The sequence below is a fragment of the Sulfurimonas sp. CVO genome (assembly GCF_009883775.1).
Classification (GTDB): domain Bacteria; phylum Campylobacterota; class Campylobacteria; order Campylobacterales; family Sulfurimonadaceae; genus Sulfurimonas; species Sulfurimonas xiamenensis.
In genome coordinates this window covers 1,909,290-1,923,697 of sequence record NZ_CP033720.1, presented here as the reverse complement: position 1 = coordinate 1,923,697, position 14,408 = coordinate 1,909,290, and the positions used below count along the sequence as shown (strand labels likewise).

Sequence of the window (14,408 nt, the reverse complement as noted above, 5' to 3'; positions counted from 1 at the left end):
AATCTTTTTTTTAAAATGTTAAGTTTTTTTTATTTTTTACTACCACATATATTAAGATGTTGCTGTTTATTAACTTTTTATGTATAAAATTTTTAAATATACAAATATGTAAATTATTTTGTATTACATATAATCAAGAAAAAGGAAAAATATGGGACTTTATGATCGTGATTATGCAAGGGGAAATGCATCTGCATATAGTGCTAATCATGCTAGAAGTGATGCACAAATTGTATCTTTTGTAAAAGAGACTTACAAACTTTTTGCTGCTTCAATGATGGCTGGTGCCGTTGGTGCTTATGTTGGTGTGCCTATGGCTGGAACTATTGCAGCTAATTTTTTCCCTCTATTAATTTTGGAGATTGGGCTTTTAATTGGGCTGCACTTTGTAAAACATAAACCTGGAATAAATTTAGCTGTAATGTTTGGCTTTGTATTTATGACAGGTTTAATGTTAGCACCTTTGCTTTCACATACGCTTGGTATGAGTGGTGGTGGAACAATTGTAGGAAATGCTTTTGCAATGACATCTCTTGTATTTGGTGCTATGAGTTTTTATGCCATTAAAACAACGAAAGATTTTTCAGGGTATGGAAAACCATTAATGATAGCACTTGTTGTTATTATTGCATTTTCTATTATAAATATCTTTTTGGGGAATCCATTGATGGCTATAGCTATCTCGGGAGCTGTTGTTTTACTATTTAGTATATTAGTGGTATATGACACTCAAAATATTATTAAAGGGGCATATGAAACTCCAATCGATGGAGCAATTGCACTTTATCTTGATTTTTTAAACATATTCACATCTCTTTTACACCTATTTGGTATATTTGGAAATGAAGAATAATAAGCTCTCACCCGAACTTTATCGGGTGATTGATGCTAACTTAAACCGCCTCAAAGAAGGTATACGAGTTGTTGAAGATATACTAAGATATCGAGACAACAATAAAGAGCTCTCTTACAAACTAAAACAATTAAGACACAAAGCAAAAATCAAAGAGACATTAGAGCTGCTTAAAGAACGAGACAGTGCAAATGATGTACTTCGCTCAACTGTTAAGAGTGAACTAAATCGCGACAATATATCAGCTATTATTATTGCTAATTTTAAAAGAGCGCAAGAATCTGCAAGAGTACTTGAAGAGTTATATAAACTTCACAGTGTCGAATATAGTGAAAATTTTAAATATATAAGATATGAATTGTATAGTATTGAAAAAGATGTTTTAATTCAATAAATCAAGAGAGATTATAAAGTAGTTTTTAAAAAGTTATTTTAATAAAACAATCTGGCACTCAGGCCAGATTATCTTAATCCAGCCCCATGTCAAATTCCATAAATGCTCTAGATATATTGCTAGCATGTAATAAATCATACAAAGCTTTATCTTTAAACTCTTCTAACGGTACCGCTTCAACTATCTCTGTACTGTCAACACCTTCATCCATTGCAGCCTGAACTCTGTCTCTTGTAAGAGTAAAATATTGTACTGCTTCATCCGTAGCTGTTTTGTCTATAATAAATCCATGTCCTGGAACCAGTTTTGTCCACTCTTTAGAATTAATCATCTCTAATGCTCTAAGCTGACCCATTACAGATCCGTCTCTGTTTGATGTAATTCTTCCATTCATAACTAAATCACCAGCTAAAATCAGTTTATTATCCGGCATATATAAAAAATAGTCTTCAACAGAGTGTCCCATTCCAACAGGAACATATTCAAAATTTAAACCGGCAATTTTAAACTTAATTACCTTTTTATACCACTTATCAACATGAATGATTTTTGTACCTCTTATAGCATTTTCAGAGAGTGTTTTAAACATTCTAGACTCTTCATGTCCAATCGGATAGTGTTTATTAATAGACTCTGGACCGACTATTTCAGCACCATGTACTTCTTTATAATAGTTATTTCCTAGCCAGTGGTCATCATGTTCATGACTTAAAATAACATGTTTTACAGGAAGTTTTCCCGCAATTTTACTTACTGCTTCGTAAGCTTGCTTTGCATACACATATGACGGACCTGTATCCCATAAAACATAACTGTTATCACCTTTAATATAACAAGTGTTTACCATATTTCCGCCATTTTCTTTTGTCGGTATCTCAAGTGCTCCAAAAAAGCACCATACATTTTCACTTACTTGTTTTGGTTTTAGATTGTAATCAAAATCAGGCACTGATTTATGATTATGTTCAGAACATACAGCTGTTAATGGTATTAACGCTACAGCAACCGTTAATAACGGTTTTATCATTTTATTTAACATGTTTTCCCCTTTTGTTTTTATTTATTCTCCGACAAGAACAAAATTTATGTGTTAAAAAACACATAAAGTTTATTCTTAGTGACATTTGCTATCTTCTTTTTTAGAAGAAGATAGCAAATAATTTATTTAACTTTAACAGTATCGCTTTTGGTTTCACCTTTATTGTCAACAGTCTCTATAACAACCTCATCACCTTTTGCACCTTTATATACAAATTTGAAATAAGGATTTTTTGACAAAAATGGACCAGTTGATGCTTCCCAAACTACATTTCCATTTACTTTAGCTGTTACATGAGTAAGAAAATCAACACCTATCTTTTTTATCTCTGCCTCTTCTTTTCCAACCATTGGACTATCAAGCAGCAATTTAACTTCAACAATACCTTTGTTTTCTTTCGCTTTTAATTTCATAGTATAATCCTTTTTATTTTTTATGTTTATAATTTTTTCTTTATGATTTGTGGAAGATTAAATCAACCTCCACAACCACCGATAGAAACCTCTACTTTTTGTACAGCTGAATACAATTTGCCGTCTTTGCCTTTTCCAACAACAGTTACCTCAGCAGTTTTTCTCATTTTTATTTTAGTCATCATATCAGCAACACCATTTTCTCCAACTTCAAATACTGCAACTGCACTTCTTGGATTTGCATCTTGGAATAGAGCAATTGTTGTAAGTTCTACATCTGATTTAATAACAATTGGCACTGCACCGCCATTTTCAGCCAATTTTGGAGCTTTTAATTCAATTTTTCCTTCAATTAAAGGTGCTAAACCAAATAATGCTTCAATAGCTTCTCTACTTCCAGCAGCTTCCCATGCCTTTGGAGCAGTTGTTCTAAAATCTGTAGCACTTAAACTAACTGGTAATACTGATGCAACAGCAGCCGCTGTAACACCTAAACTTAAAAATTTTCTTCTTTGCATTTTTTTTCCTTTTTATTAAAATGTATAATAGAATCGTTAAATTTATTTACTTGACTCTATCATAAAGTTAACGATATCTTTAACCTGATCGTCACTTAAGTTCATAGCACCGCCTTTTGGAGGCATAGCGCCAATACCATTTAAAGCATTATGATTTACTCTATCTATGCCTTGTTCCATTACTTTAGCCCAAGCATTTTTATCCCCAACCGGCGGAGCTCCCATGTTATCAGTTTTATGACAAACCAAACAAGACTTTTCATATAGCATTTCAGCTTCAGAAACTGCTGCACCTGCATTTGAATCTACTTTAGGTAGATCTCTTAGAGTTGAATACGGAGGTTCAACATTTGTAATTTCATTTCCTATTCTTTTTATAGGTTCTTTACCACAGTTAGTCATACAACGAGTACCTACTGCACCAAAGTTTTTCGGATCTTGATAAAATGCTTTTACATTTTCAACACCATCCGGTCCATCAATATTTGGATAAAAACCATCACGATTTGGCATTACAATCTTTGTAAAGTTATCTTGATTTAACTCTTCGATATCTTCGCCATCTATTTGAATACCATTTTCTGCCAGCAAATAAGCTGTCATAGCATACATCTCATCTGGTGTATAACTTTTTGGGTTTGCATACGGCATAGCATCTCGGATATACCAAATAAGCGTACTAGCTTGTGGCCAATATGTACCTATAGTTCTTTTTGGAGCATCTTTGCCCGGACAAGTTCTTTGATTTGTAAGCGAATCCATTGAACCGCCTGTTAGTGTCGGATAGCCTTTGCCTCCTGCACCAAATTCACCATGACAGCTTACACAATCTCTGTCATAGAGAACTTCGCCCTCTTCTACTGTACCGGAACCTATCGGCAATCCTGTACCATCAGGCATAATATCTGCATCCCAAGCTTTTAACTCATTTGGAGTTGGGACTCTACCGAAGTTTACACCCGTTGTCGCTTGTTCATTAACGGCATATGCAGTATACATGCCGTTTTCTCTTTTATATGTAACACCACCATCTAAAGCATTTTTAGTAGGGTTGTATATACCGCTAGCAGCCGATTCTACCTTCGCAGATGATGTACCTGCAGAAGTATTAGAAGCAAAACAGCCAGTAAAAAACAGCGCGCTGCTTGCAGCTACGGAAACACCAAGAATAATTAGTTTATTGTTTAATTTTATCATTTTCTACATCTCCCTAACTTGGACAGTTATCTGTTCTAACTTGAACATTATGAACTGAACCATCTTGTCTAACTTCCCAAGTACAAATTGAGTTTCTATGATAAACACCTTCTAATCCCATAATAGCTTTTTCTTGCGAAATTGATGGCTGAACGAATCCAGCATCATCCATTGCCCGTGATTGTAAAAGCAACGGCTTGCCTTCATACCTGTACATATATGAGAATCTTGTCCATGATTTAGGAAGAACTAACCCTTTTAGACTTGCTTCAACATAGTTATCTCCACCGTCAAATGATATATCAACAGCTTTAATAGTTCCATGACCACTCCACGCAATACCTTCAACTTCTACCAAGTCGCCTTTTTTAAGATCTGACCATGGTTTTTCAGGACAAGGAGTTGTGATAATAGAGTTAACTTCTAACGGATAGAAATGCTGTATAGCTTTACCACTCGGCATTAACACAGTATATTTAGAAGTCTCTTCTTTACAGTACCAAGGCTCTGCACCAAATTCTAAACGCTTGAGCCATTTAACACATAAATTAGCTTCCCAGCCCGGCAACATTAAACGAACAGGATATCCCTGTTCAGGTCTAAGTGCCTCACCGTTTTGAGCCCAAACGATCATTGCATCATCTAAAACTTTCTCAACAGGAACAGTTCTGCTCATTTCTGAACCATCAGAACCTTCTGCCAACATCCATTTTGCAGTCGGCTTAAGACCAATTTCATCAAGAATAGTTTTAAGACGAACACCAGTCCACTCAGCATTACTCATCATGCCTTTTACAAATTGTAAAGAGTTAAACTGAGGACCTTTCCATTCCGCTGCACCATTTGCAGGACACTCCAAAAACAAAAGTCTGCTCTCAGATGGATACTTTTTTAATTCATCTAAAGTTAAAACAATTGGTTTTTCAACTAATCCATGAATCATAAGTCTAAATTTATTTGGATCTACATGAGCAACACCATTGTGTGTTCTTGTAAAATGCAAACCATTTGGTGTAATAATCCCCTCTAGCTCATGTAACGGCGTCATTGAAACAGCAGCATGCATATCACCAGCAGAAGAGAGAAGAGCCGAAGTTCTTCTTACAACATTATGTTCGTACGCTGATGGTATCCCATAAGGATGCTTGTTAAGCTCATCGCCTAATGTTGTACCCCACTCAACATGGTGAACTATATTTTCATCATCAGCTAAAAGCTTAGCCGGTGCTAAAATATTAGTAGCAGCTATCGCACCTACAGAATAAGCAGCAGTTCTTTTGAAGAAATCTCTTCTACTCGATTTTTTTGCTTTGTCTGTAGTAGTTTCTAAATTATTTTCAGAAATTTTACTCATTTATCATCTACCTCCCCCTCTCTCTTTATCTTGTAATTTCATAATATGTAGAGTTTATATTTTATACACATATTATAAAATGCAAGAAAATCATTATATATGAAATATAATTAAATTGTCAAGAAATAATAGCATTTTTGTAATAATTTTCTCACATTTATATAAAAATGCACAATTTTCGAATGATTTACAAATAAAAGATCTTCTTTATGAGATAAAATTATGTTAAAATCATATAAAAAAATTAAACGGTGAAAAAAATGTCAAATATTTATGTTGGAAAAATCTTAAAACTTTTTGTTTCCCATAAAGGTAATTCTCAAAGAGTCAGACAGTCTGCTCTTTTAGTGGATACGCTAGGAGTAAAAGGTGATAAATTTTACAATAAAGAGAGTGACCGTTCTATTTTAATAGCATCAACAGATAGTTATGATTTAATAAAAAATTATCAAATTGATATGCCGCATGGATATTTGGGTGAAAATCTTTTAATAGATTATAACCCTTACGCTTTGGCGATCGGAACACGGCTTAAAGTAGGAGATGCCGTATTAGAAATTAGTCAAAACTGTACTATTTGCAATCACCTCTCGGTACTAGACAAAAGAATACCCAAACTTTTAAAAAGTGACAGAGGAATTTTTGCCAAAACAATAAAAAGCGGAGAAATTAATCTAGATGATTCTATCTATATATTGCAAGAGTAAATAAAAGCTACTTCAAACTCTAAATAGTTTAGAGGATATTCATATAATAATTTTTTACTCTCTTTATAGCTTAATATCTTTCTTGATCCGCTTACACCGCTTTTTTTTATATACTTAAACATATCTCTTGTGGATTCAAATTCAAGTTTATAGTTTACAATCTCAAACTCTGCATCAAAATACTTTTTCTGCAACGCATTAATTTCATCGGCACTTTTTAAAATAGAATCTATTGACGCTGTTTCATTTATTGTTTTAAATGTATTTGATGTAAATATTGCCAGAGCAACAGGGGCATTTAACTCTTTAATTTTACAAAATACTCTATCTAAATCATCCGCCCATTGCAGGGCTGATGCTGAAAATACAAAATCATATATATATGTAAGCATATTCTCAAAAAGAGTATCATCATTAAAATCTCCATATACACACTCTATTTTTGATGATTTTGGATGCAGCTTTAACATACCTGGCGCAAAATCTACTCCGGTAAAGTGTTGATACTCCCAATTTATTGCTTTGCAGATTGCTCCACTGCCACATCCTAAATCTAAAATATTTTTTGGTTTTTTAGTAACATGGCTTAAAAGTTTTTGAATAACCCTGTTTTGTATAATATTGTATTTGTTGTATTCTAATGCGTATTTGGAAAATTCTAAACTTACTTTCATTGTATATCTTATTGTTAAAGCGTTGTTAAATATAACATTTACTATAAAAATTCTTTTTTTCGATTTAAAACGCTTTAAATATTTTTTAAAATTATATCTTATTTTGCAACAATTAAATTTTTTAGGTATAATTCGCCACTTTAAAAACTCAGGATATATAATGACAACCAGCTTTCTACTTATTGTTCAAATAATTTTAGTCATAATGTTAGTAATAGCAGTATTACTGCAAAAAAGCTCAAGTATTGGTCTTGGCGCGTACAGCGGATCAAATGATTCTGTTTTCGGAGCGAAAGGTCCGGGCAGTTTTCTAGCAAAGACAACCTTTACTATTGGTTTTTTATTTGTTGTAAATACAATTACTTTAGGTTATATGTACTCATCAACAGCAAATGAATCTGTTGTAGACAACTTAGTTCAACCAACAGATATTAAAGCTCCGTTAGCTCCTAATTCAACACCAAAAGATAACGAAACTTCACCTTCTAAATAGTTGCTTTTTTTTGCAACTATACTTCATTAAAATATTTTTTTTAGGCATTTCTTGCTACAATACCGCCACTATTTTCATACATAAGGAAACTAAATGCTAAATGAAATATTCGATACATGCGAATCAGAGATGCGAGCAAGCGTAAACCATATGCTAAAAGATTTTAAAACACTTAGAACAGGTAAAGTAACTACATCTGTTTTAGACAATGTTAGAATTGATTACTATGGTACCATGACTTCACTTGATCAGGTAGGTTCTATTTTAGTTGCAGATGCAACTACAATAGTTATCAATCCATGGGAAAAAAATCTTCTTCCTGCAATTGAAAGTGCTATATCAAAAGCAAATGTAGGCGCAAATCCAAATAATGATGGGGATCAGATCAAACTATATTTTCCTGCCATGACGGTTGAGCAGAGACAAGAGTCTGTAAAACAGATGAAGAGCATGGGTGAGACTGCAAAAGTTGCGATCAGAAACGACAGAAAACATGCAAATGATAAGATCAAAAAGCTTGAAAAAGACAAAGAGATAACAATAGATGAGTCAAAATCAGCTCAAGACAACATACAAAAACTTACAGATAAATTTATTGCTGAGATCGATAGCATACTCAAAACAAAAGAAGCAGAGATACTAAAGGTATAACTTAACTATGGATATTAAAAAAATATATATGGATTCTGATGCTCTTTTGGAGGGGCATTTTAAACTAAGCAGCGGTAACCACTCACAATTTTATCTCCAGTCTGCAAAGGTCTTAGAGAACCCAAAAACAGCAAAACTTCTTGCAGATGCACTGGCACTTGAGATCAAAAAAAGCGGCTTGGAGATAGACAGTGTCTGTGCTCCGGCTCTTGGCGGTCTTATTGCAGGTTTTGCACTTGCGACTGCGCTTGATGTACGCTCTATCTTTGCGGAGAGAGTAGATGGCAAGATGACCATCCGCCGCGGTTTTGAGATAAAAAAAGGCGAAAGAGTTTTGATGTGTGAAGATATTATCACTACAGGCGGTTCTGCTATGGAAGCTGCAGAAGTTGTAAAAAGCCTTGGCGGAGAGATTGTAGGTGTTGCCGCACTTGCTAACCGCGGTTTTTGTAAGCGCCAAAACAGCGATATCACAACAAAGCCAAACTGTAAACTCCCTCAAGACATTCCGTTTTTTGCGCTGGAGGATTTTACATTTGAGATGTATTCTCCTGATGAGTGCCCTATGTGCAAAGCCGGAAGCGAAGCTATAAAGCCCGGCTCAAGAGGAAATTAAAATCCAAAAAGAGCTTATTTAAAAGGTGTTGTTTTTGAAACTAACCACTCTTTTTTTTACACTGATGCTCTTTTTTCAAAATGCATATGCTTCTGAGATGCCTCAAGATGAGCTGCTTAAAAAGATGATTGGCAGGATGCTTATCGTAGGTTTTGATGGACAAAGTGTTACAAAAGATAGTCAAATCGTAAAGCAGATACAAAAATATCACCTCGGCGGTATCATTCTTTTTGACCGCCATTTTAACGAAAGAACTAAAACAAAAAATATAAGTTCTCCTTCTCAGCTAAAAACTCTTACCTCATCGCTCAAATCATTCGCTCTAAAACCGCTTCTAATCTCAGTTGATCAAGAGGGAGGAAAGGTCGCAAGACTCAAAAGCGCTTACGGTTTTGAAGCCACACCCTCTGCTAAAATTGTTTCCGAGATGGATGCCTACATGGCAAAACGAATATATGACAATCTTGCAAAAACACTCAAAGATGCAGGTATAAACTGTAACTTCGCGCCTGTAGTCGATTTAGCTGTAAATCCTCAAAACAGGGTTATAGCAGGACTAAAACGCTCCTACTCAAACGAGCCCAAAGAGGTCACAAAATATGCAAAAATTTTTATGAACTCACTAAGAGATAAAAACATTATCAGCGTGATAAAACATTTTCCAGGTCATGGTTCATCACTTGAAGATTCACATAACGGATTTGTAGATATAAGCAAAACATGGAGTGAGATTGAGTTGGAACCCTACATAGAGCTTATACATTCAGGAGATGCCGACATGATAATGACGGCTCATGTCTTTAACTCAAATCTTGATGAACTTTATCCCTCAACGCTTTCATACAAAGCAAATACGGAGCTGCTGCGAGATAAACTTGGCTATAAAGGCGTGATTGTCAGTGATGATTTGCAGATGGGAGCGATTGCAAAACATTATACTCTTGAACAGATTGTGACACTCTCTATAAACTCTGGAGTGGACATGCTGCTCTTTGGCAACCAACTCTCATATCAAAACAGTGATGAACTTGTAGAAACTATTTTAGCTCAAGTAAAAAACGGCGCAATCCCTCTAAGTAGAATTTTAGAGTCAAACTCAAGAGTAGAACAGTTGTTCACTAAGATAAAAATTAAATAATGCAAAGTGCTTTTTCAACTCTAGACTGGGTCGTATTTGCCTCCTATTTTATCATGCTTGCCGTTACATCCGCTATTTTAAGCCGTACCAAAATCAACTCTTCACGAGACTACTTTTTATCTCCAAATACAATGCCGATGTTTGCCGTCGCCATATCTGTTCTAGCTACCTCACAGTCAGCCGCCACTTTTTTGGGTGCTCCAGAATACTCTTATGTGCATGATTTTACATTTATAGGATTTTACTTCTCTGCGCTTTTAGCGGTTATTTTTGTAGCTTACATTTTAGTTCCGAAATATTACGAGATGAAGGCGGTTACGGTATATGAACTCCTAGAAGACAGATATGGCGAGAGCGCAAAAAAGCAAGCAGGCGTTATGTTTCTTATCGGGCGCTTACTTGCCAGCGGAGCAAGACTCTATATCGGTTCTCTTGCAATATCAATGATTTTGTTTAGCGATATACTCTTTTTTCATGTTGCGCTCTCCATCTTAGTTTTAATGTTTGGAGCGCTTGCATACACCTACTTCGGCGGTGTGCGTTCTATAATACTAAGTGATGTTATCCAATCCATAACATACATCGGAGCGGGAGTCGCTGTTCTTGTCTATCTCTACACTTCGCTTGAGCACATCGAAATTATAAAAACGCTTAACGAACACAGTAAACTAAACTTTTTAGATACATCGTTTGAGGGCAGTTTTAGTATTTTCACGCTTCTTGGCGGCTGGTTTCTTCTAAACATTGCTGCATTCGGACTTGATCAGGATATGACGCAAAGAGTGTTGGCGTGCAGGGATAAAAAAGAGGCGGCAAAATCGCTTATTGTCTCTATTTTGCTCACCATCCCCGTCGTACTTCTTTTTCTGGCAATCGGCTCACTTCTGTACCTCTTTTACATGCAAAGCAGCGTAACACAGAGTTTTGAGGGCGAAAAAATTACGATTTTTATGTACTACATACTAAACGAAATGCCTGAGGGATTAAGAGGATTGGTTACAGTCGGAGCCATTGCGGCAGCGCTCTCAAGCACAAACTCTGTTCTTGGTGCCATGGCATCGGTTGCGGTTGAAGACCTCTACAGACCATGGAGATTAAAACAGGGCAAAGTGGAGGAGCAACACTTTGTAAAAGCTTCACGATTTGCGGTGCTCCTCTTTGCCCTGCTCCTCTCTCTTATGGCAATGGTAAGTTACTTCTGGCAGCGCCACGGTGATTTATCACTTATAAATTTCGCGCTTGGCGTTATGGCATTTGCATATACGGGGCTTTTGGGTGTATACTTCTCGGCAATATTTACATCGCGCGGAAATGAAAAGAGTGTTTTATGGGGGCTTTTTGGAGGATTTGCTACAGTTCTAGCGCTTCAACCCTATACCTTTGGCTTTGAGATTGGTTTTTCATGGCAGATGGTTATCGGCACAACTGCAGCATTTTTAATCGTTCAAACAGGAGAAGCGAAAAATGAGTGAATTTTACATTGGCGTAATGTCGGGAACTAGTCTTGACGGCATTGATATTGCCTACTGCGAAATCAAGCAAGAGAGTTTTGAACTTCTGCACTCTGCGACTTACCCTTTTAACAAAGAGATAAAAGAGAAGATTTTAAAAGCGCTAAAGACTCCTGTAGCACTTAAGCAAATCGGCGAACTTGATACGCGTTTGGGAGAGATGTACGCAGATGCGCTAGAGCGTTTTATAGCTGAAAAAAAGATAGATAAAAAACAGATAGCCGCTATCGGTCTACATGGACAGACGCTTTGGCATGAACCGGAGGGTGAATATCCCTTCTCCATGCAACTGGGCAATCCTAATATTATAACGGCGCTAACAAACATTCGTGTCGTTAGTGATTTCAGACGAAAAGATATGGCTTTAGGCGGTCAGGGCGCTCCATTTGCGCCTGCTTTTCATCAATATATCTTCTCAAGACTAAAAGCCAAAATTGCCATTGTAAACATAGGCGGGATGGCAAACTTATCTCTTCTGGGAGAAAATCTCACGGGGTACGATACCGGATGCGGAAATGTTCTTATGGATTACTGGGTTTCGCTTCACAACAGTGCAATGTTTGATGAGGATGGAAGATGGGCAAAATCAGGAACTCCAAACTCTGAGCTATTAGAGCAGATGCTAAGCGAGCCCTATTTTTCAAAAAAAGCCCCAAAGAGCACTGGAAGAGAGCTCTTCAATGGGGCATGGCTTGAGAGAGAACTTCAAACTTTTTCACATAAAAAAGATGCAATGGTACATCTTAAAAATATAGATATACAGGCAACACTTTTGGAACTAACGGTCTCAAACATTGCAAATGAGGTCAAAAAAAACGAGGTAAATATGCTTATAGTATGCGGCGGCGGTGTTAAAAACGGCTATCTTATGCAGAGACTTGGAGATGTGCTAAGGGGTGTGGAAGTGGTTTCAAGCGATGAGTGCGGGGTAAGCAGCGAGTTTATGGAAGCTATGGCTTTTGCATGGCTCGCACATGAGAGAGTGCACAAAAATTGTGTTAAATTATCCTCCGTGACAGGAGCGTCAAAAGATTCTATATTAGGTGCTATTTATGAGTAAAACCCAAACCTGGCTAAAAACAACGACCTTTAAAAACTACATAGTTGAGTCTGCTTTGGCAGATGCGAGTTTTAGAAAATATTACAGATTGCGTGACGGCAGCAAAACAGCTCTACTGATGGATTCTTCACTTGAAAAAGAGTCGCTCATATCCTTTCTTGATGTGACATCAAGACTTCAAAATGCGGATGTGGGCGTACCTAAAATATTTGAACAAAACACAGAAGAAGGCTTCTTGATACTCGAAGATTTCGGCACTAAGCACTATCTGAATATCTTAAATCAAAATAACTTTAAAGCATACTACACAAAAGCCATAAATACCATCTTGAAGATGCAAAAAGCCGATGTTGCAGGACTTCCGCTTTACGATAAAGTGTTTTTACATGCAGAGATGAATTTGATGCAGGAGTGGTACATCGAAAAATATCTTCAAGCGACACTGTCTGAAACACAAAAAAAACTTATAGCAAATACTCTTAATGTCATCTCAAATATTGTTCTTGAGCAGCCGCAAGAAACATTTGTTCATCGCGATTTTCACTCAAGAAACATCATGCTAAAAGAGAACAATAAACTCGGAATTATCGACTATCAGGATGCAATGTCTGGAGCGATTACCTATGACTTAGTTTCACTGTTAAAAGATTGCTATATCGCTTATGATCGGAGAGTTATAAAAGAGCTGGCTCTAGAATTTCGCGACAAAAAGGGGCTCAAAGTAGACAATGAAACATTTATTAAATGGTTTGATTTCATGGGGCTTCAAAGACACATAAAAGTGCTTGGAATCTTCTCTCGTCTGAATATCCGCGACAAAAAAGAGGGCTATTTAAAAGATATACCCCTGACTCTTAAATATGTTATAGATACGGCAGGCAGATATGAAGAGACAAAAGAGTTTGCCGCTTTTTTAGGAAAAATAAAATGAAAGCCATGATTTTAGCGGCAGGTCGCGGAGAGAGAATGCGTCCGCTAAGCGATAAAACTCCAAAACCGCTTTTAAAAGTTCACGGTAAAAGTCTTATTGTTTGGCATATAGAGCGGCTTGCTTCTCTTGGCTTTAGCGAAATAATCATCAATATAGACCATTTAGGCGACATGATAGAGAAGAGTTTGGGCGACGGCTCAGAGTGGGGAGTCAACCTGCTCTACTCGGACGAGAGGCAAAGCGGGGCGTTAGAGAGCGCGGGCGGAATTATAAAAGCGCTCCCTCTAATAGAGAGCGAAACATTTTTGGTGGTAAACGGCGATATCTGGTGCGACTATGAGTTTGAAACAGGCTTTGATTTAAAGGGCGACCTGGCGCATCTTATCTTGGTCGCAAACCCTGAGCATAATCCTGATGGAGATTTTGCACTACATAAAAACAGAGTAAGCAACGATACAAAAAAAAGATTTACATTTTCAGGTATCGGGTACTACTCTGCTAAACTTTTTGAGGGCTTAGAGAACAAAAAGATGCCGCTTGCACCACTGCTTAGAGAGGCTGTAGAGAAGGGCAAAGTAAGTGGCTCACTCTATGACGGAAGATGGTATGATATAGGCACACCGCAAAGACTAAAAGAGGTTAACGCTACTTCTGTATAAACTGCCCACAAGCTTTTGTTTCAGTACCTTTAAAAGTTTTATAATCTTTATTGCCATCTAAATATGACTGATAACGAGCACACTCATTGTGTTTTATACATTTATCATTGTTACAAGCTTTATCTACTTCCATTTTTATTTCCTACATTTATAATATTTTTTAAAATTATAACAAATATTTTTATTACTTAAGATTAATA

Annotated in this window: 18 protein-coding genes; 11 read left to right on the top strand and 7 right to left on the bottom strand. The window is 36.4% G+C overall.

From position 1 onward, the window contains the following. Positions 1–151 precede the first annotated feature (151 nt). The gene (locus CVO_RS09800; RefSeq protein WP_159572053.1) at positions 152–853 is read left to right on the top strand and encodes a Bax inhibitor-1/YccA family protein; all 702 of its coding nucleotides are present in this window, start codon (positions 152–154) and stop codon (positions 851–853) included. Then, on the top strand, positions 843–1,247 hold the full coding sequence (locus tag CVO_RS09795; RefSeq protein ID WP_188093943.1) for a thiamine-phosphate pyrophosphorylase: 405 nt from the start codon (positions 843–845) through the stop codon (positions 1,245–1,247). The genes CVO_RS09800 and CVO_RS09795 overlap by 11 nt, the downstream gene beginning before the upstream one ends. A gap of 73 nt (positions 1,248–1,320) precedes the next feature. On the opposite strand, the gene CVO_RS09790 is transcribed toward CVO_RS09795, so the two are convergent. The 5 genes from CVO_RS09790 to soxC all read right to left on the bottom strand — a co-directional run bounded on the left by CVO_RS09790 (position 1,321) and on the right by soxC (position 5,768). Then, entirely contained in the window at positions 1,321–2,286 is a 966-nt protein-coding gene (locus tag CVO_RS09790; RefSeq protein WP_159572050.1) for an MBL fold metallo-hydrolase, read from the bottom strand. Positions 2,287–2,408: 122 nt separating this feature from the next. Next, positions 2,409–2,699, bottom strand: coding sequence for a thiosulfate oxidation carrier complex protein SoxZ (gene soxZ / locus CVO_RS09785; protein ID WP_159572047.1), 291 nt, complete (start codon positions 2,697–2,699; stop codon positions 2,409–2,411). A gap of 62 nt (positions 2,700–2,761) precedes the next feature. Then, positions 2,762–3,217, bottom strand: coding sequence for a thiosulfate oxidation carrier protein SoxY (locus tag CVO_RS09780; RefSeq protein ID WP_152300189.1), 456 nt, complete (start codon positions 3,215–3,217; stop codon positions 2,762–2,764). Between the two features lie 42 nt (positions 3,218–3,259). After that, a complete protein-coding gene (locus tag CVO_RS09775) occupies positions 3,260–4,414 on the bottom strand; it encodes a c-type cytochrome (protein ID WP_159572044.1) in 1,155 nt (384 codons plus the stop codon). A 13-nt stretch (positions 4,415–4,427) separates the two neighbouring features. Then, a complete protein-coding gene (gene soxC / locus CVO_RS09770; protein ID WP_152300191.1) occupies positions 4,428–5,768 on the bottom strand; it encodes a sulfite dehydrogenase in 1,341 nt (446 codons plus the stop codon). A 260-nt stretch (positions 5,769–6,028) separates the two neighbouring features. Between soxC and CVO_RS09765 the strand changes: the two genes are divergently transcribed. Beyond that, positions 6,029–6,475 (top strand): MOSC domain-containing protein, encoded by a 447-nt coding sequence (locus CVO_RS09765; protein WP_159572041.1) that lies wholly within the window; start codon positions 6,029–6,031, stop codon positions 6,473–6,475. Here CVO_RS09765 and CVO_RS09760 read toward each other — a convergent pair. After that, a complete protein-coding gene (locus tag CVO_RS09760; protein ID WP_159572038.1) occupies positions 6,457–7,149 on the bottom strand; it encodes a methyltransferase domain-containing protein in 693 nt (230 codons plus the stop codon). The genes CVO_RS09765 and CVO_RS09760 overlap by 19 nt on opposite strands. A 160-nt stretch (positions 7,150–7,309) precedes the next feature. Between CVO_RS09760 and secG the strand changes: the two genes are divergently transcribed. The 8 genes from secG to murU all read left to right on the top strand — a co-directional run bounded on the left by secG (position 7,310) and on the right by murU (position 14,208). After that, positions 7,310–7,642: a preprotein translocase subunit SecG gene (gene secG / locus CVO_RS09755; protein WP_152300194.1), complete on the top strand. Its 333-nt coding sequence runs from the start codon at positions 7,310–7,312 to the stop codon at positions 7,640–7,642. A 93-nt stretch (positions 7,643–7,735) separates the two neighbouring features. Continuing rightward, a complete protein-coding gene (gene frr / locus CVO_RS09750) occupies positions 7,736–8,293 on the top strand; it encodes a ribosome recycling factor (protein WP_159572035.1) in 558 nt (185 codons plus the stop codon). A gap of 7 nt (positions 8,294–8,300) precedes the next feature. After that, entirely contained in the window at positions 8,301–8,909 is a 609-nt protein-coding gene (gene pyrE, locus CVO_RS09745) for an orotate phosphoribosyltransferase (protein WP_159572032.1), read from the top strand. A 25-nt stretch (positions 8,910–8,934) separates the two neighbouring features. After that, positions 8,935–10,047: a glycoside hydrolase family 3 N-terminal domain-containing protein gene (locus CVO_RS09740; protein ID WP_430738911.1), complete on the top strand. Its 1,113-nt coding sequence runs from the start codon at positions 8,935–8,937 to the stop codon at positions 10,045–10,047. Continuing rightward, the gene (locus CVO_RS09735; protein ID WP_159572029.1) at positions 10,047–11,519 is read left to right on the top strand and encodes a sodium:solute symporter; all 1,473 of its coding nucleotides are present in this window, start codon (positions 10,047–10,049) and stop codon (positions 11,517–11,519) included. Before CVO_RS09740 ends, CVO_RS09735 begins: the two co-directional genes overlap by 1 nt. After that, positions 11,512–12,618, top strand: coding sequence for an anhydro-N-acetylmuramic acid kinase (locus tag CVO_RS09730; RefSeq protein ID WP_159572026.1), 1,107 nt, complete (start codon positions 11,512–11,514; stop codon positions 12,616–12,618). Before CVO_RS09735 ends, CVO_RS09730 begins: the two co-directional genes overlap by 8 nt. Next, complete coding sequence (locus CVO_RS09725; RefSeq protein WP_159572023.1) at positions 12,611–13,549, top strand: aminoglycoside phosphotransferase family protein; 939 nt, start codon at positions 12,611–12,613, stop codon at positions 13,547–13,549. The genes CVO_RS09730 and CVO_RS09725 overlap by 8 nt, the downstream gene beginning before the upstream one ends. Next, positions 13,546–14,208 carry an N-acetylmuramate alpha-1-phosphate uridylyltransferase MurU gene (murU, locus tag CVO_RS09720; protein ID WP_159572020.1) on the top strand — a complete coding sequence of 221 codons (663 nt, stop codon included), beginning with the start codon at positions 13,546–13,548 and terminating at the stop codon, positions 14,206–14,208. Before CVO_RS09725 ends, murU begins: the two co-directional genes overlap by 4 nt. On the opposite strand, the gene CVO_RS09715 is transcribed toward murU, so the two are convergent. Next, the gene (locus tag CVO_RS09715) at positions 14,195–14,341 is read right to left on the bottom strand and encodes a hypothetical protein (protein WP_159572017.1); all 147 of its coding nucleotides are present in this window, start codon (positions 14,339–14,341) and stop codon (positions 14,195–14,197) included. The genes murU and CVO_RS09715 overlap by 14 nt on opposite strands. Positions 14,342–14,408: the final 67 nt, after the last annotated feature.

Excerpts from the sequence above, each read along its gene's own strand:
- CVO_RS09730 (WP_159572026.1), top strand. The coding sequence starts at position 11,512 with ATGAGTGAATTTTACATTGGCGTAATGTCGGGAACTAGTCTTGACGGC.
- soxC (WP_152300191.1), bottom strand. The coding sequence starts at position 5,768 with ATGAGTAAAATTTCTGAAAATAATTTAGAAACTACTACAGACAAAGCA.
- CVO_RS09725 (WP_159572023.1), top strand. The coding sequence starts at position 12,611 with ATGAGTAAAACCCAAACCTGGCTAAAAACAACGACCTTTAAAAACTAC.
- CVO_RS09800 (WP_159572053.1), top strand. The coding sequence starts at position 152 with ATGGGACTTTATGATCGTGATTATGCAAGGGGAAATGCATCTGCATAT.
- CVO_RS09780 (WP_152300189.1), bottom strand. The coding sequence starts at position 3,217 with ATGCAAAGAAGAAAATTTTTAAGTTTAGGTGTTACAGCGGCTGCTGTT.
- pyrE (WP_159572032.1), top strand. The coding sequence starts at position 8,301 with ATGGATATTAAAAAAATATATATGGATTCTGATGCTCTTTTGGAGGGG.
- CVO_RS09760 (WP_159572038.1), bottom strand. The coding sequence starts at position 7,149 with ATGAAAGTAAGTTTAGAATTTTCCAAATACGCATTAGAATACAACAAA.
- CVO_RS09735 (WP_159572029.1), top strand. The coding sequence starts at position 10,047 with ATGCAAAGTGCTTTTTCAACTCTAGACTGGGTCGTATTTGCCTCCTAT.
- CVO_RS09790 (WP_159572050.1), bottom strand. The coding sequence starts at position 2,286 with ATGTTAAATAAAATGATAAAACCGTTATTAACGGTTGCTGTAGCGTTA.
- murU (WP_159572020.1), top strand. The coding sequence starts at position 13,546 with ATGAAAGCCATGATTTTAGCGGCAGGTCGCGGAGAGAGAATGCGTCCG.
- frr (WP_159572035.1), top strand. The coding sequence starts at position 7,736 with ATGCTAAATGAAATATTCGATACATGCGAATCAGAGATGCGAGCAAGC.
- CVO_RS09775 (WP_159572044.1), bottom strand. The coding sequence starts at position 4,414 with ATGATAAAATTAAACAATAAACTAATTATTCTTGGTGTTTCCGTAGCT.
- secG (WP_152300194.1), top strand. The coding sequence starts at position 7,310 with ATGACAACCAGCTTTCTACTTATTGTTCAAATAATTTTAGTCATAATG.
- CVO_RS09765 (WP_159572041.1), top strand. The coding sequence starts at position 6,029 with ATGTCAAATATTTATGTTGGAAAAATCTTAAAACTTTTTGTTTCCCAT.
- CVO_RS09715 (WP_159572017.1), bottom strand. The coding sequence starts at position 14,341 with ATGGAAGTAGATAAAGCTTGTAACAATGATAAATGTATAAAACACAAT.
- soxZ (WP_159572047.1), bottom strand. The coding sequence starts at position 2,699 with ATGAAATTAAAAGCGAAAGAAAACAAAGGTATTGTTGAAGTTAAATTG.
- CVO_RS09795 (WP_188093943.1), top strand. The coding sequence starts at position 843 with ATGAAGAATAATAAGCTCTCACCCGAACTTTATCGGGTGATTGATGCT.